Source organism: Schaalia meyeri (assembly GCF_900105015.1).
Classification (GTDB): domain Bacteria; phylum Actinomycetota; class Actinomycetes; order Actinomycetales; family Actinomycetaceae; genus Pauljensenia; species Pauljensenia meyeri.
This window is the reverse complement of the sequence record NZ_FNLK01000010.1, coordinates 58,828-81,509: the sequence shown is the minus strand read 5'-3', so window position 1 is coordinate 81,509 and position 22,682 is coordinate 58,828. Positions and strand designations below refer to the sequence as shown.

The window sequence follows — 22,682 nt, the reverse complement described above, 5'->3', positions numbered from 1 at the left end:
CGTCCTAGGCGCCCACTGCCGGGGCAGGCACCGAGGTCAAAGCTCGTTGGATGACGCCCTCGGAGGTCGCGCCGGAGAACGCGGCGTCCGGGTCGACGACGATGCGGTGTGCCCACACGGGCACCGCGAGTGCCTTGACGTCATCGGGCAGGACGAAGTTGCGCCCCTGCGCGGCCGCCCACACGCGGGTGCAGCGCACCATGCCGATCGCACCGCGAGTGGACACGCCCAGCAGCGAGGACTCGTCCTCACGGGTCGCCTCCGCCAGGGCGGCCACGTAGTCCAGGACGGCCCGGTCCGTGTGGTTCGCCGACGCCAGGGACGACCAGGCGACGATGTCTCGTCCCGTGACCATTGGCTGCAGGTTCTTCGAACGGTCGGGCGCGGCCGAACCGTCCAGCACGTCGATCATCGCGCTGCGCGACGGGTAGCCGATCGAGGTCTTCATGAGGAAGCGATCCAGCTGGGCCTCAGGCAGCGGGTAGGTACCGGCCTGCTCGACGGGGTTCTGGGTAGCGATGACCATGAAGGGCTGGGGGGCCGGTCGGCGAACGCCGTCCACCGTGACCTGAGCTTCCTCCATGACCTCCAGGAGGGCGGACTGCGTCTTTGGCGAGGCGCGGTTGATTTCGTCCGCCAGGACGATCTCCGCGAAAACGGGGCCCGCGTGGAAGACCCACTCGCCGGTCTTCTGGTTGAACATGTTGACGCCCGTGATGTCCGAGGGCAGCAGGTCCGGGGTGAACTGGATACGCGAGTGCGTGCCATCAATGACGGCGCTGATCGCGCGTGCCAGCGCGGTCTTGCCGGTGCCGGGGGCGTCCTCAAGCAGCAGATGCCCGCCGGCGAACATCGTCGTGAGCGCGAGCCGCACGGCCTGGCGCTTATCCAAGACCGCCACGGACACACCGTTAACGAGGCTCTTGAAAACCTGGGCGAAACGCGTCGCGTCCTCAATGGACAGTGACATGAGTATCCTTTTCTCTTCGTTCGTGTTGTATTTTTGTCCGTCGGGTCGTCAACCGATCTGGCCGCTGGCAGAGCCGACCTAACGGTCGACGTACTTGATTATGTCTCTCCCAGACGACAGGGTGATGTACAAACCGATGCGATACTCCTTGGGGTCCGAAGGCAGCTGGTTCCAGTACGCACGCAGGGTCGGGGTCTCGTTCTCCGAAACGATCACCTCGCTCTGCGTGTAGATCCTTGTCCCGGTCGCGCTATCAACGACCTTCAATCGACACCCGTACCTGCACATGCCCTTGATCTCCTTGGTGTGCTTGATTTTTATCTCGAAGCCACCGTCGATCTCTTCACGTTTCGTGCGGATGTCCACGTTCTCCCAGTCTTTCTCGTCTCCACCGGCGTTGTTGTCCTTCGGCGTGCCGGTAGCCACCACGCTGTCCGATACCTCGTCGGACGTGGAGATCTGGCAGAAGAAGAACCTCTGGAGCACCCCGTTGGTATCGGAGCCGCCCCGCCAGATGAAGTTAGTGCCGTGGATGTGCCGGTTTGGGTCGCGAGCGCGCGCCTTTTGTTGGCATTCCTCCCCGCTCGTGCCCCAGAACACGGTCAGGTCATCGGCCACGTAGCCCCTGCCGGGCTTGACCCTGACGTTCGAGACCAGAAGCTGGCCGGAATTACCCGTGGCGGTAATGGTCGGCGCGTCCGGTGTCAGCGGCGGCCCATTCGGGGGCACCCTCCTGGTCTGCGGACTGGACGTAGCGGTATCCCCTTCGACGTTGGAGACCGTCACGATCACAGTCACGCTGTTCACCGAAGCTGGCAACGTTCCCTTCCAGGAGCGAATGCCCCCGGGGACGGTGATGGGATCGCCATTCACGTTGACCGTCGTATTGCCCCAGCCGCTGCCCCCGCTGGAGCCGACCGTCCAGGAGACGCTCACGCTGACCTCTCCCGATGCAGCCCTCTGGGCGTTCAGGGAGACCCTCGGCTGATCGGGGTTCACGTGCGAGGGGCGTGGGCGGCCCCAGGCGGGCGGGGACCAGGGGCCCTTGCCCGCGCGGTTGACCGCTCGAACCTGCACGTAGTAGTCGCGCCCGTTCAGGGCGGGAATGTTGGCCGACGTGTCGTCGTAGGGCACACCAGTGGCCTTATCGTTAATTTTCAACTCGTAGTGGTCGATCGAGTATCCGCCGTTACTCTCCGGAGGCACCCACGACACCTTCAGCTCGGAGTCGCCAGGGGTCACGATGGGGCGAACCATCTGACCCGGTTTGTCGCTCGTCGTAATCGGATTCGAGGGGAGTGAGTGCTTCGATTCGCCGTCCGCGTTACGGGCAACGACGGTGAAAGAGTAGTCCCGCCCCAATTCTAGGCCCTTGACCTTGCACACGACGTGGTCGTCGCGGAGGGGGCATTCCGCGGTCATCTCCTCGCCCGTCGTCGCATACACCCTGTAGCCCTGAATTTTACTGCCCTTGTCTTTACCCGGGGTGAAGGTAACACGGGCTTTTTTCTTTCCCACGAGCTCGGCGTGCACGCTTGTCGGGGCATCCGGCGGGCCGCCGTCCACCGTAACGGTGAGGGTCCCCTGTACGGCGCGCGAGAGGTCGCCCAACCGGTCGGTGATGCGATAGGTCACCGTGACGGTTTCGGTGCTCAACGGGGTGATCGACACCTCCGTGCCCTTGGTATCAACCTGTGCACTACCTAAGGTGGTGGCCGGGCCCTCCAGGGCCAGCAACGAATCCGGGGACGGTTTGGTAGCTATACGGGCAACATCAATCGTCACCTTCTCGCCGACCCGGGTATGCAGCTGGTAAGTGGCGGGCACAGAGACCAGCGGCCTCGTGGAATCCACCACCTCGACGGGGACGGAACCGGAGACGGAGTTTCCGTCCGTGTCGGTCACGGTCACCTCGATGGCACCGACCTGGCCGCGGGATATCCCCTCGGCGGCTGAAACGCTCAGCGTCGATCCCGACAGCGAGGCGGTGATACCGTCGGGGGCGGCCCCGAGCGCGTACGTGAAGGTTGAGGGGTCGGCGCCCTCGGGATCGGACACGCCGAGTGCCAGGTTCTGGCTGACGGGATTGCCCCCGGGTTTGACGCGCACGGTGGTCGGCGTAAACGTGGGGGGTTGGTTCTGGGTGGCGCGCACGTGCACGGGCACGGACAGGGTCGCGGAGAGCGCACCGCTGTCGTCTCCGTCGCTCACCTGGATGGCAAAGGCCGTATGACCGGAGAAACCCTGGGATGCGCTGATCGTCAGCTGCGAGTCTCCCCCGGCGACCACGGAGTCCAGGCCCGTTTGAGCGAGCGGGGAGGAGTCCGCCGCGAGCCGCGGGGAGCGGCCCGAACGCACCGTCACATAGTCGGAGAGGCTGATCGTGCGCTGGGTGCCCGCGTCCACCTCGATGGGCAGATTCGCGTTGTTCAGGAAGGGGGCGGTCGTGTTGCGTCCGGGGACCGTCACGACGGCGGAGTTGGTCAAGCCGTCACGGTCGGTCACGGTGTAGACGACCAGGCGGAGCTGGTCGGAGACGGGGATCAGCAGGTCCTGGCCGTTCACGCTCACCCCGTCTTCACCGGTGGTGACCGTCAGCTCGTCGACCGATCCATCAGCATCCTCGTCGTTCTCGGTGACGCGCACGCGCACCGCCGATCCGTCGTCGGGCAGTTCCGTGTAGGCAACATAATCGTCGCGCGCGACGGGCGCCTTCAGGGCAACGTCGGGGGACACGTAGATGGTGGCCAGGCCCACCGCGGACCCGCCGCGCCCATCCGAGACCGTGTAAGCCACCGCGTAGCTGCCGGGCTCCGAGGGGGTGCGCACCTGGATCGTCGAGGCCGAACGCACCTGCGGCGCCAATTCGGATGTCGCGGTGGACAGCCCGCCCTCATCCAGGGACAGCGAATCACCGTCGGGGTCGACATCGTTGGACAGCACGTTGATGGTGAGCACACGATCAGGCCGGGCCTGCACCGTGTCCGGGACGGCCACGGGGTTCTGATTGGACGAAGGGGCGGGGGATATCGCGACACGCACGCGCGCCGAAGCGCGGGCGCCCCTGCGGTCCTCGACCGTGTAGGTAAAGGTGTCGGTACCCACCGCGCCGCGGTTCGGCGTGTAATCGATCCACGTGGTGGAGGCGGTCGCCACCCCCTGCGTGGGCGAAGAATCCACACCCACCAGGGTGACGGAATCCCCGTCCGGGTCAATGCCGTTCAGGGTGACGGGAATACGCACGTTCTGTCCGGCGCTGGTCCAGGCGTTGAGGGTGCGCGGGCGCGGCGCCTCGTTGTTCTCGGAGTCGGGGATGACCTCGAAAGTGACCGTGCTGGACGCGCGGTTGCCCGCGGAATCGATGACCGTGTAGATGACCTCTAGGATCCCGGGAGTCGTTCCAGCCTCGAGGCGCACCTGGTTGCCCGTCACGAAGGGGGTTCCCACGGGAGAAGCCTGGTCGTATTGGAGGGTCGACTCGACCTGTAGGTTCAACCCGGCCGGGGAACGGTCATTCGACAGCACGGACACGGTGCCGATGTCGCCGACGCGCACCTTGGCGCGGTCCGGCTTGAGGATGGGTGGCATGTCGGAACGGTCGGGCGCACCGGGGATGACCGTCACCTCGGCGGTGGCACTCGCCTGCCCGTTAGACACCGTGTAGGAGAAGGTCACCGTCTCGGACAGACCGGCGTGGGCCGTCACGCGCAGCAGGTGGCGTTCGATGAGGGCGACCTGGATACCTGGCGCCCTCGAGGTGTCGACCGACGTGACGGAGAGTATGCCGCCGGCAGGGTCATAGTCGTTACCCAGCGGATTGACCAGCACGGACCCGCCCTGCGGCAGGACGGCCGTGTCGTTTTCGGCGACGGGGGGCAACGCGGAGAAGGCCACGACTTCGACGCGGATGATCCCCAGCGTCGTCGCGAGACCGTCGGAAACCGTGTACGCGAAGGAGTAGGACCCGGGCTGCTGCGCCCGAAAATCAATGGTTCCCCGATCCAGGTCGGGAGTGACGGTCACGCCCGCCGGGGTGCCCGACACAGCCGCGAGGGAGAGCGGATCGCCGTTGGGGTCCGTGTCGTTCTTCAGCGGGTCCAGGGTGACGGTCTCGCCCGGGTGCGCCTGGAAAAGGTCTCCGTTGGCCGAAGGCGGCAGGTTACCGGCCTCCTGCACGTTGACGACGAGTTCGCCGTGCGCCTCGCCGCCCTGGTCGTCAGCGACGGTCAGGACGACGGTCTTCGGGCCGACCGCGCTGCCTTCCTCGGTGATCGTCAACGTGCCGTCCTCGATGAACGACACGTTCAATCCGCCGGGGGCTTGGACATCCTTCAGGTAGATGGGATCCCCGTCCGGGTCGCGCCAGTCGCTGAGCGCCTGGTACTGGATCTGCGCGCCGGCGCCGATCTTGACGGTGGAGGACCGCAGCTGGACGGGCGCCTCGTTTTGCCCGTAGGGGTGGATCGTGACCTGGACGCGCGCGGAGGCGGATGCCTGCCCGTCGGATGCCTCGTAGCTAAACGACGTGGAACCTGTCTGGCTGGCCGATACGTTCTCTATCTGCAGGGCACGCCCGCTGCGCGCCACCACGACCGAGCCCCAACCGGGCTGGGAGGTCGGGGATGCGGTGAGCACGTCTCCATCCAGGTCGGAGTCGTTATCCAGGACGGGCAGGACGGTTGAGCGACCGGGGCGGATGCCGAAGTCGTCATCCACGGCCTCGGGGGGCGTGTTTTCTTCGCGCTGCTCAGGGTCCGCGACCTCGTTGGTCAGCTCGGGGCTGTCCTGCTCTTCCTCGCTCTCTTCGAGCTGGTTCTCGACCTCGTCCCAGTTGTCCATGAGCACCATGTTGGAGTCGGGCAGCCACACGCTGCCCTGCGCGACGTCGTTGAGGACGATGGCCTTGCGGTTGGTCCTAAAAACCAGCTCCTGAGCCGTCGTGAGCGTATCGACGATCATTTGCCTGTTGGCGGAGGGGTCGTCGCACGACCGTATGTACGCGCCCGATCCGCTCCACGCGCTGTAGGCGCAGCCCTCGTGACGCACGGGGGCTGCGGGGTGGCCGCTGGGGGCTCCCTCGGCCGCGGGGGTGATCACGGGGTTCCCGCCCCGCAGGGGGATCTCCACCAGGGACGAGGCGGTGGCCAGCAGGACGGAATTATCCTTTGGGCCGGCCTGCTGTAGGACGCCACCCGACTCGACGCCGACCGCGCTCAGATCCAGCGTCTTGTTCCCGGGCAGGAAGAGGGTGTTGGAGGCGGTATCTAGGGCGACAACCTGGTCGCCGACGGCCGTCATGGTGAGCCGCGCGTCCTCGGGGATGCCGCTCACCTGGCTGGTCTTCGTTTCGTCGATCGACCCCTGGTGCTTCACGGTCGTGAGCGTGCCGGAGGCGGACAGGGAGTACACGGTACCATCCGTGCCGGTCACGAAGGCGCTGGCCCCCATGTTCGAGGCCAGGGCCGCCCCGTCGGAGAGGTTATTCGAGCTGGGGGAAGCCGCAGAGGTCGTCCACAGGGTGCCGTCGGCCGCGTTCAGGACGCCCAGGACGTCGCCGCCCTGCATCACGCTGGCGCCGGGGGGCAAAACGGTCGGGGATCCCAGGGCCACCTGCGTCACGTTGACCGGGGAAACGGTGAGTGCGCTCAGGTCGGACACCGTGACGGTTTCGGCGGCCTGTCCGACGTCGAAGTTGGTCGCCTCGGTGCGCAGCGCGCCGTCGAGGATACGGGCCTCGTAGTCGAGGTGGCCGACCATCTGCTTGGACTTGTTTGTCACCCAGATTCCGCCGTCGTTGACGTTCACCTGGGTCACCTCGGCGCCCTTGTAGATGATGCCCGCAATACAGAGCGCCCCGACGATCAGCATGAGAATGGCCGACGGCAGGCGTCGCCTCAGGCTAGTCACGTTTCGTCGCGCTCGCGCGGTCATAGACCCTCTCTCGATTGATGAGCATTGCCCTAGGTATAGTGTGGCACGAGTTTACCCAGGATCAATAGTTAATTAGAACCTATCAGACAAATAGTTACCTAACAATCAGAGGGTACTCTATCACAGATCGACGGGTCGTTCCGCAAATATTGAAAGCTTGTCAACCTCACACAACTGGCGAATAGATCACTCTCCGTTAAAGGTGAACGTGCGCTCGTCGCCCTTCGTCTGCACGCCAACAGTGACAACCTGACCGGGTTGTAGCTCTCCGAACAGGATACGTTCGCTCAGCGCGTCCTCGATCTCTCGCTGAATCGCGCGACGCAACGGACGCGCCCCCAGGACCGGATCGAAACCCACGTCGGCCAGGAGCTCGCGCGCCTCATCCGTCAACTGCAGGCGCATATCCTGTGCCTCCATGCGCTTCGCCAGCTTCGCGATCATCAGATCGACGATGCGGGCGATCTCCAGCTTGGTCAGCGGCGGGAACACGATCGTGTCGTCGACGCGGTTCAGGAACTCCGGGCGGAAGTGCTGCTTGAGTTCCTCCGACACCTTCGACTTCATCCGCGCGTAGTCGTGCGTCTGGTGATCCGCCGACTGGAAGCCCGTCAAAACACCCTTATTGATGTCGCGTGTACCCAGGTTCGTCGTCATGATGATGACGGTGTTCTTAAAGTCCACCTTGCGGCCCTGCGAGTCCGTCAGGCGGCCTTCCTCCAGAATCTGCAGCAAAGAATTGAAGATGTCCGGGTGGGCTTTCTCAACCTCGTCGAAAAGGACGACCGAGAAAGGCTTGCGACGCACCTTCTCCGTGAGCTGCCCGCCCTCGTCGTAACCGACGTAGCCGGGAGGGGCGCCGAAGAGGCGCGAGGCCGTGTGCTTCTCAGAAAACTCCGACATATCCAGCTGGACCAGCGCATCCTCGTCCCCGAACAGGAACTCCGCCAGGGCCTTCGCCAGCTCCGTCTTGCCCACGCCCGTCGGGCCGGCGAAGATGAACGAACCGCCCGGACGGTTCGGATCCTTCAATCCGCTGCGCGTGCGGCGGATCGACTGGGCCAGCGCCTTGACCGCCTCGTCCTGTCCGATGACGCGCTTATGCAGCTCCTCCTCCATCTTGAGCAGCTTCGTGGTCTCCGTCTGGGTCAGGCGAACGACCGGAATACCTGTCGACATGGCCAGGACCTCGGCGATCTCCTGATCCCCCACTTCCGCGATCTCGTCGGACGCCCCGCCTTTCCAGGCCTCTTCCTTCGACTTGCGCTCCTCGGCCAGCTTCGACTCCTCATCACGCAGGGAGGCGGCCTTCTCAAAATCCTGATCGTCGATCGCCGATTCCTTGTTGCGGCGAACCTCGGCGATCTTCTCGTCCAGCTCGCGCAGCTCCGGCGGAGCGGTCATGCGACGGATGCGCAGACGCGCCCCGGCCTCGTCAACCAGGTCAATCGCCTTGTCCGGCAAGAAACGATCCGAAACATAACGATCCGCCAGCTCGGCGGCCGCCTGGATCGCGGCATCCGTGATAATGACGCGGTGGTGGGCCTCGTAGCGGTCGCGCAATCCCTTGAGGATCTCCATCGTCTCGTCGACGCTGGGCTCCTCGACCTTCACCGGCTGGAAACGCCGCTCCAGCGCCGCGTCCTTCTCGATGTACTTGCGGTACTCGTCGTTCGTGGTCGCGCCGATCGTCTGCAGCTCGCCGCGCGCCAGCATCGGCTTGAGCATCTGGGCGGCATCAATCGACCCCTCCGCGGCACCGGCACCCACGAGGGTGTGGATCTCGTCAATGAACAAGATGATGTCGCCGCGCGTGCGAATCTCCTTCAGGACTTTCTTCAGGCGCTCCTCGAAATCGCCGCGGTAGCGCGAACCCGCCACCAGAGAACCCATGTCGAGGCTGTAAATCTGACGACCCTTGATCGTCTCGGGCACGTCGCCCGCCACAATCGACTGGGCCAGGCCCTCAACGACGGCGGTCTTACCGACGCCCGGCTCGCCGATCAGCACCGGGTTGTTCTTCGTGCGGCGCGACAGGACCTGCATGACGCGCTCCATCTCGGTGCGACGACCGATCACAGGATCGAGCTTATTCTCCCGCGCGGCCTGCGTCAGGTTGCGGCCGAACTGCTCCAGGATCGCCGAGTTCGAACGCTCCGGGCCGCCGCTGCCCCCCACGCCGGCACCCACGGACTCGCGCCCCTCCTCCTCGCCGCGCTGATAGCCGGACAGCATCTGGATGACGGTCTGGCGCACCTGCGCCAGGTCGGCTCCCTGCTTGGTCAGGACCTGAGCGGCCACGCCCTCGCCCTCTTTGAGCAGGCCGAGCAGCAGGTGCTCCGTGCCGATGTAGTTGTGGCCCAGCTGCAGGGCCTCGCGCAGGCTCAGCTCAAAGACACGCTTGGCGCGCGGGGTGAACGGAATGTGCCCCTCGACCGGTTTCTCGCCCTCGCCGATGATCTCGATGACCGAGGCGCGCACGGCCTCGCCCTTGATCTCCATCGCCTCCAGGGCCTTGGCGGCAACCCCCTCCCCCTCGGAGATCAGGCCGAGCAGCAGGTGCTCCGTGCCGATGTAGTTGTGCTTGAGACCGCGCGCCTCGTCCTGTGCGAGCACGACGACCCGGCGGGCGCGGTCGGTAAAGCGTTCGAACATGCCTCTCCTCATTTCAGGGGCGAAGTCCCGCCGCGCTCGACGTACACCCGTCCCAGTTGACTGGTTACCAGCCTACGAGGCCCACCCGTCGCGTGCGCGCGCTTTCGCCCTGGGCGCAGGGGAACTCTGCCCCGATGCGCCCCGACTAACCCGGTCGGGGCCAGGGCGGGCGCGTCGCCCCCGACCCTCAGGCCTCCACCAGGACCGTGAATGGGCCGTCGTTGACCAGGTGGACCTCCATCATCGCGCCAAACTGGCCGGTCTCGACGTGCAGGCCCCGCGAGCGCAGATCCTCGACGACCGCATCGACCAGGGGTTCGGCCTCGTCCCCGGGTGCGGCATGCGCCCACGAGGGGCGCCGGCCCTTGCGCGTATCCCCGTACAGGGTGAATTGGGAGATGAGAAGGATCGGGGCGCCGACTTCCATGGCGGACGCCTCCCCGTCAAGGATGCGCAGTTCGGCGATCTTGCGGGCCACCGTGGCCACCTGCTCGGGCCCGTCCCCTCGGGCAACGCCCAGCAGGACGACCAGGCCCTGGCGCGCCACCGCGCCGCGTTCCGCCTCAGGGTCGGCGGCCCGAGGGCCCGCCGCATCGCCGAGTGCGAGCCGACCGACGAGGCGGCCGCCGACCCGCACCTCACCGGAGGTGGCACACTGGATGACGGCGCGCATCAGCGTGCCCCCAAGGCCGATCCGAGCCCCCCGAATCCGCCTGCCCCGCCGCGCTGGCCGGCCTCGCGGGAGAGGCCCCGGCCGGGGCGGGTCTGCGGAGAAATAGAGGACTTGCCGTGCGGGGGCACGATCTCTTCCTGCGCGGCGGCAACCCCATCGATGTCAAAGACCGTCGTCACGGGCACCGCGCGGGCGATGAGCGCCAGCGCGACCGGCCCTTCGTCCGCGTGGCGCGCCGCCGACGTGACGACACCGACCTGACGGCCCCCCAGCTCTATGGGCGTGCCCGGCGCGGGCAGGTCGGCGCGCGACCCATCCAGCTGCAGGTAGGTGAGGCGGCGCGGCGGACGACCGAGGTTGATGACGCGGGCGATGGTCTCCTGCCCGCGATAGCAGCCCTTTGCCGTGTGGACGGCGCTACGCAGCCAATCCACCTCGGGCGGGATCGTGCGGGCGTCCACCTCGCGCCCCAGGCGCGGCTTCCACGCGGCAACGCGCATCGCCTCCCACGCCAAACTCCCGGCGCGGCGTCGGCTGCCGCCCTCGGTCACGGCCAACCACGCGGCCTCGAACTCGGTCGCACGGTCGCGTGAAACGACGTGAAACATCATCGGGGTGCGCGCGCCGGGGTGACGCGCGCCCATAAAGTACGCGGCCCCACCCTTGACGACGCCCGGCCACGGATCCTCCCACGTCCATTCGACGCCGGGCAGCCCAGCCACGGCCTCGGCGGTGTTAGCTCCCGCGCGCACGGAGGAAAACACGGACACATCGCGCACGCCCACGCTCACGCGCAGCGCAAAACGCATGGACTCCAAGAACTCCACGAACGACTCGGTATCGGCGCGCTCCACGATCAGGTGTGCTCTCTGGCCGTCGTCGCTGGCGCCCGCCCAATGCTCGATGTGCCCGTTGGGCGACAGGATCAACAGCTCGCGGCTATCCCCCGCCTCCAGCCCCGTCAATACCTGCGACGACAGCGACGTCAGCCACGTCAACCGATCCGCGCCGCCCACGTCAATGACGGCCAGGTCCGGGCGCTCCACGATGGCACGCCCACCCTCCAGCGCCCACTGCTCACCCGACGGATCCCCATAGTGAGGGGCCTCGCCGAAGGAGGCCGAGGCCTGGTCCACAAGGTCGGACCCGCGGCGTTCCTCAGACAAGAAAACCCCCTTGAGAATCGTCGATGCCCTCAATGGCCTCACCCGATTCCGTGGAGGCCTGCGCGGTACGCATCAGGCGACCAGAAATCTCCACGTTCGCCTGATCCTCGCCATCGAGTGAGCGTTCCTGCGTCCACATGAGCTCGCCCGCCACCAGGCCGAACATCCGGCCCAGGTGATTGACGCGCGCCGCGCTCGCCCCCAGCGCGATCGCGTCGGAGACCATCTGCACGCGCGGACCCACGCTCACGCCGTCCCATACGGCGGCGTGCCCCTCGGTAGATGCCGACGTCGCGGTAAACTCGCGCGGGTTGTACTGGCCGGGGGCGGCAGCGGAGCGTCAGAGGGGGCGACCGACACGTACAGGGTTTCCTCGCTCACCAGGTCGCCCTTGGCGATCACGGAGAGCCCATGGGCCGCGTCCCACGTCGGGTCGATCGGCGCCGAGGAGACACCGGCGTACACGCGGGTCACCAGGCGCATCTGTTCGCCCACAACATCCCCGCGGATCTCCTCGATCACGGGAGCGTCCTCGCCGGACTGGCATGCCTCGCCGGACTCGCCGCAGCCAGCACGCATGCCCCACCCCTCCCACGTTCCAAGCATCCACGCAACGGGAGCGACGAGTGCGGGCAGGTCAGCGGGTATCACCATCATGCCTCCAGCCTAGCCCCTCGTGCCCGCGCTGGCCGAGGCCACAGGCCGCGTGGGGGCAAGCCGACGGGGCGATCCCGGGGCCGGTCAGATGCCGCCGATACGGATCATCGCGTACACGGGCAGCGCGGCGACCAGGAACTTGGCGGCCCCTCGCCCCAGCACGCTCGCCAGCTGTGCGGAGGCAGCCCGCCCACCCAGCAGCGTGTCCACGACGGACACGGCGAAACCGACGCCGAATCCGGTGACACCGCCCAGCGTGAGGAACGCGGCGAACTCGCCGAATCGCTTCGCGATGAACGGGAAGACGACGGGCAGCAGGTCTGAGGTCTGTCCCATGACCCACGCGATCGCCGCGGCCAGCAATCCCGCGCAAAGCCCCGTGACCATGGACAGAACGATGACGGCGCTGGAGCTGCGTCCGACGCGAACCGACGCAGCCGCGACAATGGCGACCAGGGCGGCCATGGGCACGATGACGGACCAGCGCTCGTGGACGGTCAGGGATACCCACATGGATCCGGCCGTGACGATGAGGAGGGCGGTCACCGACGAGGCGAGCGCCGCACTCAGGGCGGTCGATCCCCAGTGCTCGCTCGTGTGCCCGATGGAGTGGTCGCGGGGCGCGGGCGCGTCGAGGATCGTCGCCGCGACCAGGGCGACCAGCGTGATGCCCGTCAGGGGAACCGCGATGTCGAGGTTCTTCCAGTAGGCCACGGCCATCGGTGTGAGCGCACCCCCCGCAGCCAGGACAGCCTGGGCGAGCCAGGGCATGTGCAGGCGTGCCAGGGTCGGCCAGCCGACCGCCAGCAAGAGCGAGGCGACAGCGATGACGGGCCCCACGCTCCACCGAGAGCCTGGCAACCACCAGGCCGTCATGGTCAATGCAGCCAGCAGGGTGACGGTCACCGTGTCGACGACGGCGGGCACGGGCTTGGTCGCCGGTGTCTCGCGGCGGCGCCCGCGGTCGGGGCCGGTTCGACGTCGTGTGGGTGGCGGGGTCGATGTCATCACTCTTCCATGGTCCCACATGTCCGTGCCGGGCGGGGACGAGGCCATCCCGTTTCCGGGACCGCGATCCGAGGCGTCCACATGTCCGTGCCGGGCGGGGACGAGGCACTGTCGCAGGTCCGCTCACCCGGGGGAACACCCACCCCGGGTGAGCCGCGGGAGCTGGAGAGGGCGCGGAGCGGGCCGGTGTGGGTTGCTGCACGTCCCCACGGGATGCGACCGCGCGAGGCACGCCGTACAGTTATTGAGCACGCCGGACCGGTATGCCCCGGGCTCCAAACTCTGCCGCTACGAGCGGCCTTCACGCCGACAGGCGCATTCGGTTCGGCGTGCCTTGTCGTATCCGGGCAGCGATGGCGTGGAGCACCCATCCACGGCGTGGAGCGCCGGGTGCCCTGCCGACCTCGCCCGAAACCCACACCGCCCCTGCGCGCGACATGCGCCCGCCCGGTGAAACCGAGACCACCCCCGCACCCCAGCAACGGCCACTTTTGGTCTGTTTGGGGCAAGCAGGGGCGGTGGGAGTTTCACTCACCCGCCAGGGCGCCCCACATGAGCGGGTAGCGCACGATGGTGGCCTCGCGGCCGGGACCCACGCCGATGGACTGGATGCGGCAGTGCGACAGCTCCTCAAGGCGCTTGATGTAGTCCTGGGCGGCCTGCGGCAGCTCCTCGAAGGAGCGGCAGCCGGAGATGTCCTGTTTCCAGCCGGGCATCTCCTCATACACGGGGACGGCTGCCTCGAAGCCCGCCTGGTCGAGGGGCATCTCCCCGGTACGCACGCCGTCGACCTCGTAGGCCACGCACACGGGGATCGTCTCGTAGCCGGAGAGGACGTCGAGCTTGGTGAGGCAGATGTCGGTCAGGCCGTTGATGCGCGTGGAGTAGCGCATGATGACGGCGTCGAACCAGCCGGTGCGGCGCGGGCGTCCCGTCGTGACGCCGAACTCGCCGCCCTTGCGGCGCAGCTCCTCGCCCACCTCGTTGTCGAGCTCCGTGGGGAAGGGGCCCTCGCCGACGCGGGTCGTGTAGGCCTTGGCGACGCCGATGACGCAGTCGATGCGAGTGGGTCCCACTCCCGAGCCGGTGAGCGCGCCTCCCGCGGTGGGGTTGGAGGAGGTGACGAAGGGGTAGGTGCCGTGGTCGATGTCGAGCATCGTGGCCTGGCCGCCCTCGAAGAGGACGGTGTCTCCGCGGTCGAGCGCCTCGTTGACCACGAGGGAGACGTCGCACAGCATCGGCTTGATGCGCTCCGCGAAGGACAGGAGGTGGTCGGCGACCTCGGCGGGGTCGAGGACGGGCAGATTCACGGCCTCGAAAATAGTGTTCTTGGGGGCCAGGGCGGCCTCCACCTTGGCGCGCAGATCCTCGGGGTGGAACAGGTCCTGGATGCGCAGGCCGATGCGGTTCATCTTGTCGGCGTAGGTGGGGCCGATTCCGCGCCCGGTCGTACCGATCAGGTTGTTGCCGCGCGCCCGCTCGTTGGCCTGGTCCATGAGGCGGTTGTAGGACGGGATGATGTGCGCGTTGGAGGAGATGAGCAGGCGCGAGCAGTCGACGCCTCGCCCGCTGATGTCCTCGAGTTCTTCGAAGAGCACGTCCAGGTCGACGACGACGCCGTTGCCGATGATGGGGGTGACGCCTTCGGAGAGGATTCCGGCGGGCAGGAGGTGGAGCGCATACTTTTCGCCGTCGATGACAACGGTGTGTCCCGCGTTGTTTCCTCCGTTGAACTTCACGACCAGATCGGTGCGCTGACCGAGCTGGTCGGTGGCCTTGCCTTTGCCTTCGTCGCCCCACTGGGCGCCGAGAACGATGACGGCTGGCATGAGTATCTCCGTTACATTGGGGGCGTCGCGCGGGCGCGCGCAACGAGCATATTCTACCGGATGATTAACCGGGGCGGGTCGCCCCCTGTCGCATTAGCTTCCGGAGGCGACCATGGCAACGCCGATGCCCCACAGGGTCGCGGAGGCCAGCGCTGCGAACAGTTCGATGGCGATGGTCCAGCCGTACGCCTTGAGTGCGTGGAGGGTGGATTTCCAGGCCGTGGACGCTTCGCGGCTGCGCAGGTATTCGACCAGGAAGATGGCCGCGATCATGCCCAGGAGGAGGCCGACGGGCAGGCCCAGGAACCAGCCCATGAGGCCGCCGATGCCGCCCCAGATGAGGGTTGATTGGGGGATCCCGGCCTTGCTCATGCCGCGCGCGGGGATCACGTATTTGAGTACCGTTCCCACTGTGAGGATGACGACCGTGAGGGCCAGGACGACCCACGCGGCGCGCGTGCCGCTCATCCACGCCCACACCAGGATCGCACCGCCGATGAGGGGCGAAGAGGGCCAGATCTGCACGACCGCGCCGACCACTCCGATCGCGATGACGACGCCGACGATCACGGTTCCAAGGATGCTCACGGGACGATGATAGCCCGCGAGTCGGCCTGCTCATGCATCGACGAACTCTGACTACCTGTGCTACTTTCACCTACAGGGAAAACAGCTCGCCGCCGAGCTCAGGAAACAACGTCGGCGGAAACCAACCACCAGAGCTTCGACACATAACGAGGAATCATGACACTATCCGTCGAGTATGCGGACCTATCGCTCGCCCAGCAAGTGCTTGGCGCCAGGGATCCGATCATCTCCCCGAGATGCGCCGCTTCCTGAATCAGTGGGGAACTTTCGCACAGGGCGAAGACGCAAGTGGTCTTCTTTTGATGGCCTTCCACCCGATCAATCAGACCGTCGTTAACATTGGCGACGGCGTACTCAGTCTAATCCAGGACGCACAACGCGGTTTCATCGGCAGCCAATTTACGATCGGCGGGACGGATCGCCACTGCACGTTTCGCTTCCTCGTGAAAGATTCGTTCAGGGAACCCGCTCTCACGGACGCTTTCATGAAGTCCACGCTCGCAGACATCGGGGAAGCATTCGCCAAGCAGAGCCTCTTGCTGGGCACGCCCCATTTCTTCCGAGGCGGCGACCTCCCCCGCGATCATGTGTTTTCCGACCTCGGTGTGATGAGACTTCGCCGAGATACAAAGAACAACAACCCTATTATCCCGACCAACCCGGAGATATCACATGGCTTCGATAACCCCACCAACACCTGGTAATAAGCTGTTTGATCGGCGGCGTTTCGCAGCCTACCAGGTGACACTGACTCCGCACGATGCCGTTGCTCGCTGTAAGGATTTTTGGGTCTCTATCGGTGCACACAGCGAGGTTTCGGGCATGCGGGACCAATTCGCCCAGCATGGGTGGGCGGGGACTGAACTAATATTTGGAAGTACCCTGCGTAGTTTTTTCCTCTCACCGTTTAATAATGACCTTCCACGCACTCTCCTGAGGCCTCTGATTCCTAAGAAGGTGGCCCGAGCCGTCCAAGAGAAGACCTGGATTTCTATCGTCGCCCGTGTTAACTCGAAGCAGGGCAGGGATGTCAGTGAGCTTTGGTGTTTCGAGTCCAAAGGGGCTCTTCATAATTGAGGGTGTAGTTGGGGTCTGAATCCTCCTGTTTCGAGGAGGCAGCGGGTGATGTAGTTGGTGAGGTTTCGGAACCCGAGTGCGGATCCGCGTAGGTGTTCGAGACGTCCGTTGATCGCTTCGGTAGGACCGTTGCTGGTGTGTGGATGATCGAAGTAAGCCAGGATGTCCCGGGATCGGCGTTTGAGCGTTCTTCCCAGTGTGATGATCTCCGTGAGGGAGCGAGGGACACCCGCGTTGCTGAGACGGTCTATTTCGGCTTGCATCAGGGCCTTACCGCGGATTTTATTGGGATCGCGGTAGGCGTCGATAATACTCTGGTAGACGCTCCAGGTGACTTCGAGGGCGACGTGGCAATCGCTGGCGAACAGGTCGAGGATCCGGTGTTGTTGGCGCGGGGTGAGCAGGCAGGATCTGGTGTGTAACATTCTGCGGGCCTTGTACAGGGGATCGGTGGCACGCCCACGCCGGTGGTGGAGTTCTTGCTGGATGCGCCTGCGACACTCATCGAGAGCATCACCGGCAAGGTGTACGACGTGGAAGGGGTCCATGACCGCGGTTGCGTCTGAGAGTTCTTCAGCGGCTGCGCTTTTGAACCCGGTGAATCCATCCATCGCTACGACCTCGATGTTCTCGCGCCACGTGTCGGGCTGGGAAGAGAGCCAGGTTTTGAAGACCTGCTTGGAGCGGCCTGGGACCATATCCAGGAGCCGGGAGGGACCACGACGGTCTCGTATAGGAGTCAAGTCCAAGATGACGGTGACGTATTTGTCGCCGTAAGGGGTGTGGCGCCACACGTGCTCATCAACACCGATGACGCACACTCCCTCGAAACGATCAGGATCATCGATGAGTATGCGCTGGCCTTCACCTAAGATCGCGGTATTGGCAGTGTTCCATGACACGGCCAATACGTCGGCGATGCGCGCCACCGTCAGATGGTGGACCACCAGGCCCACCAGCGCCCAGCGCACCGCTGCGCGCGAGAGCTTCGCGCGCGGATCGGCTGCTGCACTCATGTTTTGACGCCACACGTGAGCACACGTCTGGCAGCGGTAGCGGCGCACGCTCACGTGCAACATGGTGGGGTGCCACCCGTAGGGTACGTGAGCCAAGCGCCTGATCACCGTGTCGCGTACGACGCCCTCGCCCCCACACTGTCGGCACCACCGATCCTCACCCACTACCTTGCAGGCCAAGACGGTCCGATCGCCTCCTACACGCTGACCCATCACTTCCAGTCCTAGGTCATCCAGGCCCGTGAAGGCGCTCAGGTCAGGGCGACCAAAGGTAGCATTGGACATGTCGAGGTCTTTCGGATGGACGGTGTAGGAACCCCCATCATCGGAAGACCTCGACCCCTACCCGGCCACGACACACCGAACCCCGCATACCACCCCCACACCCTCAATTATGAAGAGCCTCCAAAGGCCTATCAGCGGATTCAGATACGAACGGATTCATGGATACAGCCCTGAACGACCTCACGAATTCTCTCACGAAGCAAAGGATCATACTGGGGCCTCCAAATTATTTCCTCGGAGGGAGCCTTCCCGAAAGCCACCCCTTTGGCAGGGCAAATATGGTGACAATGCAACGTACTGCCAAGACCGATACACGAACGAACAACAATCGCTAATGGGCATCCACCAGGCAGGCGGGAAGAGTAGCGACGGGTCTCGCAATTCCTTACCTAGAATCCGCACTGCCCACCTTCGGATCATCGCACGAAAGCACCCTGTTTTTCAACGCCGTCACATGACGGTGTTCGACGTGTCGTGCCCGCCCGACGAGGCGGTCGCGCGGTGCGTCGACTTCTGGCGCGCTATCAACGTCTCGGGAGAGTCGCGCGCGATAGCCAAGGAGCTCGCGAACCGCAGCTGGTCAGGCACCGAACTCACGGTCGTCGTCAAGACAACCCGGATGCCGGACCTCGTCGGAATTGAGGCGCCCGGCGGTTCCCCGGACCCCTTTCTCGTTGTTGCGCTGGGAGGACTCGCCGCGTACCTCACGTTGAAGGCCGTGCGCGCACAACTCAACAAGCGGACCATCATCATCGCGGCCCACCCCTCCACATACGCGGGGCGGGCCTCGACCGAGCTATGGTGTTTCCCGTGGGACAGACTCATCCAGCGCGCCCAGCCGGGCACGGATCCCCTCACCCGCGTGTACGCGTATCTGCACGCATCCCTCCACTGCCAGGGCATCCTCCTGGGGCCCCCACGCCTCGTCAATCCTGCGAACCTGCCCGACGACCACGTCCTGGCACCCGCCAGCCTCGCGGCCACGCGGGGCGACACGACTGCACCATTCACGAGTCACTTTTCGCGTGGAGGCCGCTCATGACCCCACGTTTCTCACTGCGCAGGCTTTACGACCGACACCGCTACATGGTCGCACAGGTGGCGACCAACCCACATCAGGCTGTCTCACGCTGTGTCGACTACTGGATCTCCACCGGGGCCAGGGGAGAAACCCCAGGGGTGAGCGACCAGCTCGCCAAGCACGGCTGGGTCGGCACCGAGATCATCACCGGCAGCGACCTGCGACACTCCCTCATCTCGCCAGCCATCGAAGACATCCCGATCATTAACATCTTTCCATCCCTCGCCCCCAAATCGGTCAAGCGAGCCCGGCAGGAAAAGACCCGGATCATCATTGCTGCCCGCGCCAGCTCCGTCGGGGGCCGCCCGGCGAGCGAGCTATGGTGCTTCGACGCTGAACTAGTATCGGACCCCTCTGTTACCAACGCGTACATGGATACGGCCCTCGCCGAACTCACGGACGCCCTCGGTCGGCAGGGAATCCTGCTGAGCTATCCACGCTACTTCCTCAGCGGCAACCTGCCGAAGGATCACGTCCTGTACTGGCGCAGCATCGCGATCATGCGCAAGGCCGCCAAGAACGAGGCATGGACAGGACGCGGCTCTTCGGCAAACGCTCGTAGCAGCCACCGCGGCACGATGCACGGCTCCACCTATCAGACGCTCGCTGCTGAGTTTTTATAGAGTGTGTTACTTTATGGCGCAAGGCAATTGGCCCGCCCTCAAGCGCCAAAAACGGCGTGTCGGCGGGGGTCCTTTCGCCCTCCAGGAACCGTTCGCGCCGGTCCGCGAGCAGATCGAACGACCACCCGTAACGTGCGGGAATCCTGGAATCCAACCAGTAACAACAGGATTAAGGAAGCATCCGTGACAGAGATATTCGTCAACGCGGGCGAACTCCAGTCCCTGGCCACCACCCTGGGGGCACGAGCCCAGGAACTCGAGGCGCGCATCGACGGCGTCCCACAGACAGCAGCATTTCTGGCAAACAACTGGGAAGGTGAGGCGGCGACCGCGGCGCTGGACCGCATCATCCGGGACGAAAAGCAACTGCGGCAGATCGCAGAGCGCCTGACGGCCAATAAAAAGGCGCTGGAATCGGCGCTGGAGGCCTACAGCGAAGCGGAGCAAAAGGTCTCCGCGTTGTGGGGAAACTGAGATGGCAGGCGGAGTCCCCCACAGTTAACCCCATCTGTCCCACGGCCCCCTGACCCCGATGCGCAGGGCGCAAAGGCGCGATGCGCAAGGCGTCCGACAAGAATGGCCTGCGGGCACCAGGTAGCGCCCGCAGGCTTAGGCACCCCCGCAGCCAGGGCCACAGGTTTCTTAATCCTGGGCGCGCAGCGACGCCACCTCGTACAGGGCGATGCCCGTGGCGACCGCGGCGTTCAGGGACTCAACGGTCGAGGCGATCGGGATGGACACGATCTGGTCGCAGGTCTCGCGCACCAGCCGCGACAGGCCGGTGCCCTCCGCGCCCGTCACGATGACGAGCGGTCCGTCCGCCAGCGGCAGGCCCCGCAGCGGCGCATCCCCACCACCGTCCAGGCCGACCACGAAGTAACCGGCCCGCTTCGCCTCCTCCAGGGCGCGCACCAGGTTCGTCGCACGTGCCACGGGCACGCGCGCCGCGGCGCCCGCCGACACCTTCCAGGCGGTCGCGTTGACACCCGCGCTGCGGCGCTCAGGGATCAGAACGCCGTCCGCCCCGAACGCTCCCGCGCTGCGCAGGACCGCACCCAAGTTGTGGGGGTCCGTCACCTGGTCGAGGGCGATCAGCAGGGGGTGACCCAGCTGCTGCAGGGAACCCGCGATGAGATCGGAGGCGTCGGCGTACTCGTAGCCGCGCACCTCGATTGCCACGCCCTGGTGGACGGCCCCGTCGGTCGCGACATCCAGGTCTCGGCGGGTGACCTCATAGACCGGGGCGCCCATAGCTGAGGCCAGGCGCACGACCTCTTCCACGCGATCATCCTTGACGTTATCCAGGATGAAGACGCGCTCGATCGGGACCGCGGCCCGGGCCGCCTCGGCGACGGGGTTACGGCCGGCGATCAGCTCGTGGCCCGGCTTGATTCGGATGGAGGACTTGGCGCGGGCCCGTGCGATGGCGGCCTCGCGAGCCTCGCGGGCCTCGCGCGTAATCTTGCGCTTGTGGGCGGGATGGTAGGGCCGATCCTCGGCCTTGGGGGTGGGTCCCTTGCCTTCGAGGCGGCGGCGAGAATGCCCGCCCGTGCCCACCTGCGCGCCCTTCTTCGTGCCCTTCTTACGGATGGCGCCGGGGCGCCCGCTGTGTGCGGCCATGGTGTCTCCTCGTCTTCATGAACTGACACCAGGGTACGTGGTTCGAACCGCCTGGGGGCACCGCGGCCGGGCGCGGGGGCAAAGATCACGATCTGGCGCGTCAATCCCGCGACCCCATCGACGCGTCCCTCGCCCCTCACGCGCCCGTGGGCGCATCCTCCCGGTCCCCGAGCGCGGCAGCGGGAGAGTCCGAGAGCCTGCAGTAATCGCGTGCAAGGAACACCGCCAGAACCAGGACGCCTGACGCGTAGGCGACCACACCGACCCAGGACACGCCATTCATGTCGAACCAGGAAACAAAGGGTCTGGCCAGAGCCAGCGCGACCACGCAGGCGACGACGTTGCCGACGAAGCTCGCGAGATAGTCGCGTACCGACAGCAGCAGGTCGTTCAAGAACCAGCTGAACGCGGTGATGACAGTGCACAGCACGGCGGGCAAAAGCAGGTGCGTGTTACCGCGAATCTTCTCACCGAACAAGAGAGTCAAAACAGGCTCGCCGGCGAAGGTCAGGGCCAGGGCGCACGCCGCGGCGATGACGAGGATCCCGCCGATTGTCTTCCACAGCAGGGCCAGAGCGGAACGCTTATTCGTGTGGAAACGCTCGGCGAAGACGCCCATAAGGGGGCTGTACACGTAGGTCGCACCCATCTGCACGATCACCGCCAGCGAGGCAACCGCCTGGTAGATGCCCAGAGCGTCCGCCCCGTCGGTCGCGGCGAGCATCTGCCTGGGGACCGTCAGGACCGATGTCGCGGCAATCTGGGCGACCACCAGGGGGGCCAATGACACCAGGGTTTTGACCGCGCGCCCCACGCGCAGCCGCGGGCGGATGGGTTCGAAGACGCGCGCCCGGGGAGCGTCGTAGACGACGCCGACGAGAATCACGACGGCCGTCATCAGGGCCACCGCGAGCAGCAGGGAATCGAAGAACCACAGCCCGGCGACGAAGCCGAGGAGGGAACCGACCCCCTGCATCATGTATGACTTTCCCGCGAAGTCCAGGCGCAGGTGCTTCTGGTCGATCGCGTGGAAGACCTCGATAAAGTTCGTGGCCAGCGAGTACACGAGGTAGAGGGAGATCACCGGCAGCGCGTCATAGGAGGTCGTCGCCACGGAATACACGACGCCCACGAGGAAGGCCACGAAGGACAGGACGGAGCGTAACCCTACGTACTCCCGGGAGCTGCGCTCCCCCGTCACGTCCGTGACCTGAACGGTGCGCAGGCGGAAGTCGGCGATCGGGTTCACGAGGTTCGCTATCGCCATGGCCAGGGCGAGCAGGCCCGCGGCGTCGAAGCCTGCCGCCAGACGCACGACCAGCACCGAGGAGACCAGGTAGTTGCAGCCAAGTCTGGTCAGGGAACCGACGGAGCTCCACATCATGTTCGCGCGCAACGACAGCTTCTGCGGGGCGTCCACGGTCGCTGCCTTCGTCTGATCCGGGACCGCACCGCCCGGGGTCATCGCGTCGCCGGCGGAGTCGTTCGGTTTGTCCATCGGCA

The 22,682-nt window shown here is 65.7% G+C and carries 15 protein-coding genes and 1 pseudogene; 4 read left to right on the top strand and 12 right to left on the bottom strand.

Features of this window, described 5'->3' with window-relative positions:
* Positions 1-4: 4 nt before the first annotated feature.
* The 9 genes and pseudogenes from BLT68_RS04640 to BLT68_RS04600 form a co-directional block, all read right to left on the bottom strand.
* The gene (locus BLT68_RS04640; protein ID WP_050695318.1) at positions 5-970 is read right to left on the bottom strand and encodes an AAA family ATPase; all 966 of its coding nucleotides are present in this window, start codon (positions 968-970) and stop codon (positions 5-7) included.
* Between the two features lie 78 nt (positions 971-1,048).
* Positions 1,049-6,901, bottom strand: coding sequence for an Ig-like domain-containing protein (locus BLT68_RS04635; protein ID WP_408641285.1), 5,853 nt, complete (start codon positions 6,899-6,901; stop codon positions 1,049-1,051).
* Between the two features lie 186 nt (positions 6,902-7,087).
* Positions 7,088-9,556, bottom strand: coding sequence for an ATP-dependent Clp protease ATP-binding subunit (locus tag BLT68_RS04630; protein ID WP_074633081.1), 2,469 nt, complete (start codon positions 9,554-9,556; stop codon positions 7,088-7,090).
* 187 nt (positions 9,557-9,743) lie between these two features.
* Entirely contained in the window at positions 9,744-10,229 is a 486-nt protein-coding gene (gene dtd, locus BLT68_RS04625; protein WP_074633080.1) for a D-aminoacyl-tRNA deacylase, read from the bottom strand.
* Positions 10,229-11,395: a CAF17-like 4Fe-4S cluster assembly/insertion protein YgfZ gene (gene ygfZ, locus BLT68_RS04620; RefSeq protein WP_074633078.1), complete on the bottom strand. Its 1,167-nt coding sequence runs from the start codon at positions 11,393-11,395 to the stop codon at positions 10,229-10,231. The genes dtd and ygfZ overlap by 1 nt, the downstream gene beginning before the upstream one ends.
* Positions 11,388-12,052 (bottom strand): annotated as a pseudogene (locus BLT68_RS04615) (heme-binding beta-barrel domain-containing protein). The gene ygfZ and the pseudogene BLT68_RS04615 overlap by 8 nt, the downstream one beginning before the upstream one ends.
* 84 nt (positions 12,053-12,136) lie before the next feature.
* Positions 12,137-13,060 (bottom strand): hypothetical protein, encoded by a 924-nt coding sequence (locus BLT68_RS04610; protein WP_232618746.1) that lies wholly within the window; start codon positions 13,058-13,060, stop codon positions 12,137-12,139.
* Positions 13,061-13,587: 527 nt separating this feature from the next.
* Complete coding sequence (locus tag BLT68_RS04605; RefSeq protein WP_074633076.1) at positions 13,588-14,889, bottom strand: adenylosuccinate synthase; 1,302 nt, start codon at positions 14,887-14,889, stop codon at positions 13,588-13,590.
* 93 nt (positions 14,890-14,982) lie between these two features.
* Positions 14,983-15,477 (bottom strand): DUF456 domain-containing protein, encoded by a 495-nt coding sequence (locus BLT68_RS04600; protein WP_050695325.1) that lies wholly within the window; start codon positions 15,475-15,477, stop codon positions 14,983-14,985.
* 236 nt (positions 15,478-15,713) lie between these two features.
* Between BLT68_RS04600 and BLT68_RS04595 the strand changes: the two genes are divergently transcribed.
* Positions 15,714-16,181, top strand: a complete 468-nt coding sequence (locus tag BLT68_RS04595) for a hypothetical protein (RefSeq protein ID WP_050695326.1) — start codon at positions 15,714-15,716, stop codon at positions 16,179-16,181.
* A 363-nt stretch (positions 16,182-16,544) separates the two neighbouring features.
* On the opposite strand, the gene BLT68_RS04590 is transcribed toward BLT68_RS04595, so the two are convergent.
* Complete coding sequence (locus BLT68_RS04590) at positions 16,545-17,855, bottom strand: ISL3 family transposase (RefSeq protein ID WP_074633069.1); 1,311 nt, start codon at positions 17,853-17,855, stop codon at positions 16,545-16,547.
* Positions 17,856-18,309: 454 nt separating this feature from the next.
* On the opposite strand from BLT68_RS04590, the gene BLT68_RS04585 reads away from it, so the two are divergent.
* From BLT68_RS04585 to BLT68_RS09215, 3 genes are all read left to right on the top strand, one after another.
* Positions 18,310-18,897, top strand: coding sequence for a hypothetical protein (locus tag BLT68_RS04585; protein ID WP_074633067.1), 588 nt, complete (start codon positions 18,310-18,312; stop codon positions 18,895-18,897).
* Positions 18,894-19,559, top strand: a complete 666-nt coding sequence (locus BLT68_RS04580) for a hypothetical protein (RefSeq protein ID WP_074633066.1) — start codon at positions 18,894-18,896, stop codon at positions 19,557-19,559. The genes BLT68_RS04585 and BLT68_RS04580 overlap by 4 nt, the downstream gene beginning before the upstream one ends.
* A gap of 183 nt (positions 19,560-19,742) precedes the next feature.
* Positions 19,743-20,033: a WXG100 family type VII secretion target gene (locus BLT68_RS09215; RefSeq protein WP_050695329.1), complete on the top strand. Its 291-nt coding sequence runs from the start codon at positions 19,743-19,745 to the stop codon at positions 20,031-20,033.
* A gap of 168 nt (positions 20,034-20,201) precedes the next feature.
* Here the strand turns inward: BLT68_RS09215 and rlmB are convergent, their stop codons facing one another.
* Together rlmB and BLT68_RS04565 are read right to left on the bottom strand one after the other, a co-directional pair.
* Positions 20,202-21,179, bottom strand: coding sequence for a 23S rRNA (guanosine(2251)-2'-O)-methyltransferase RlmB (gene rlmB / locus BLT68_RS04570; protein ID WP_074633064.1), 978 nt, complete (start codon positions 21,177-21,179; stop codon positions 20,202-20,204).
* A gap of 136 nt (positions 21,180-21,315) precedes the next feature.
* Complete coding sequence (locus tag BLT68_RS04565) at positions 21,316-22,677, bottom strand: lipopolysaccharide biosynthesis protein (RefSeq protein ID WP_232618745.1); 1,362 nt, start codon at positions 22,675-22,677, stop codon at positions 21,316-21,318.
* Between the last annotated feature and the right edge of the window lie 5 nt (positions 22,678-22,682).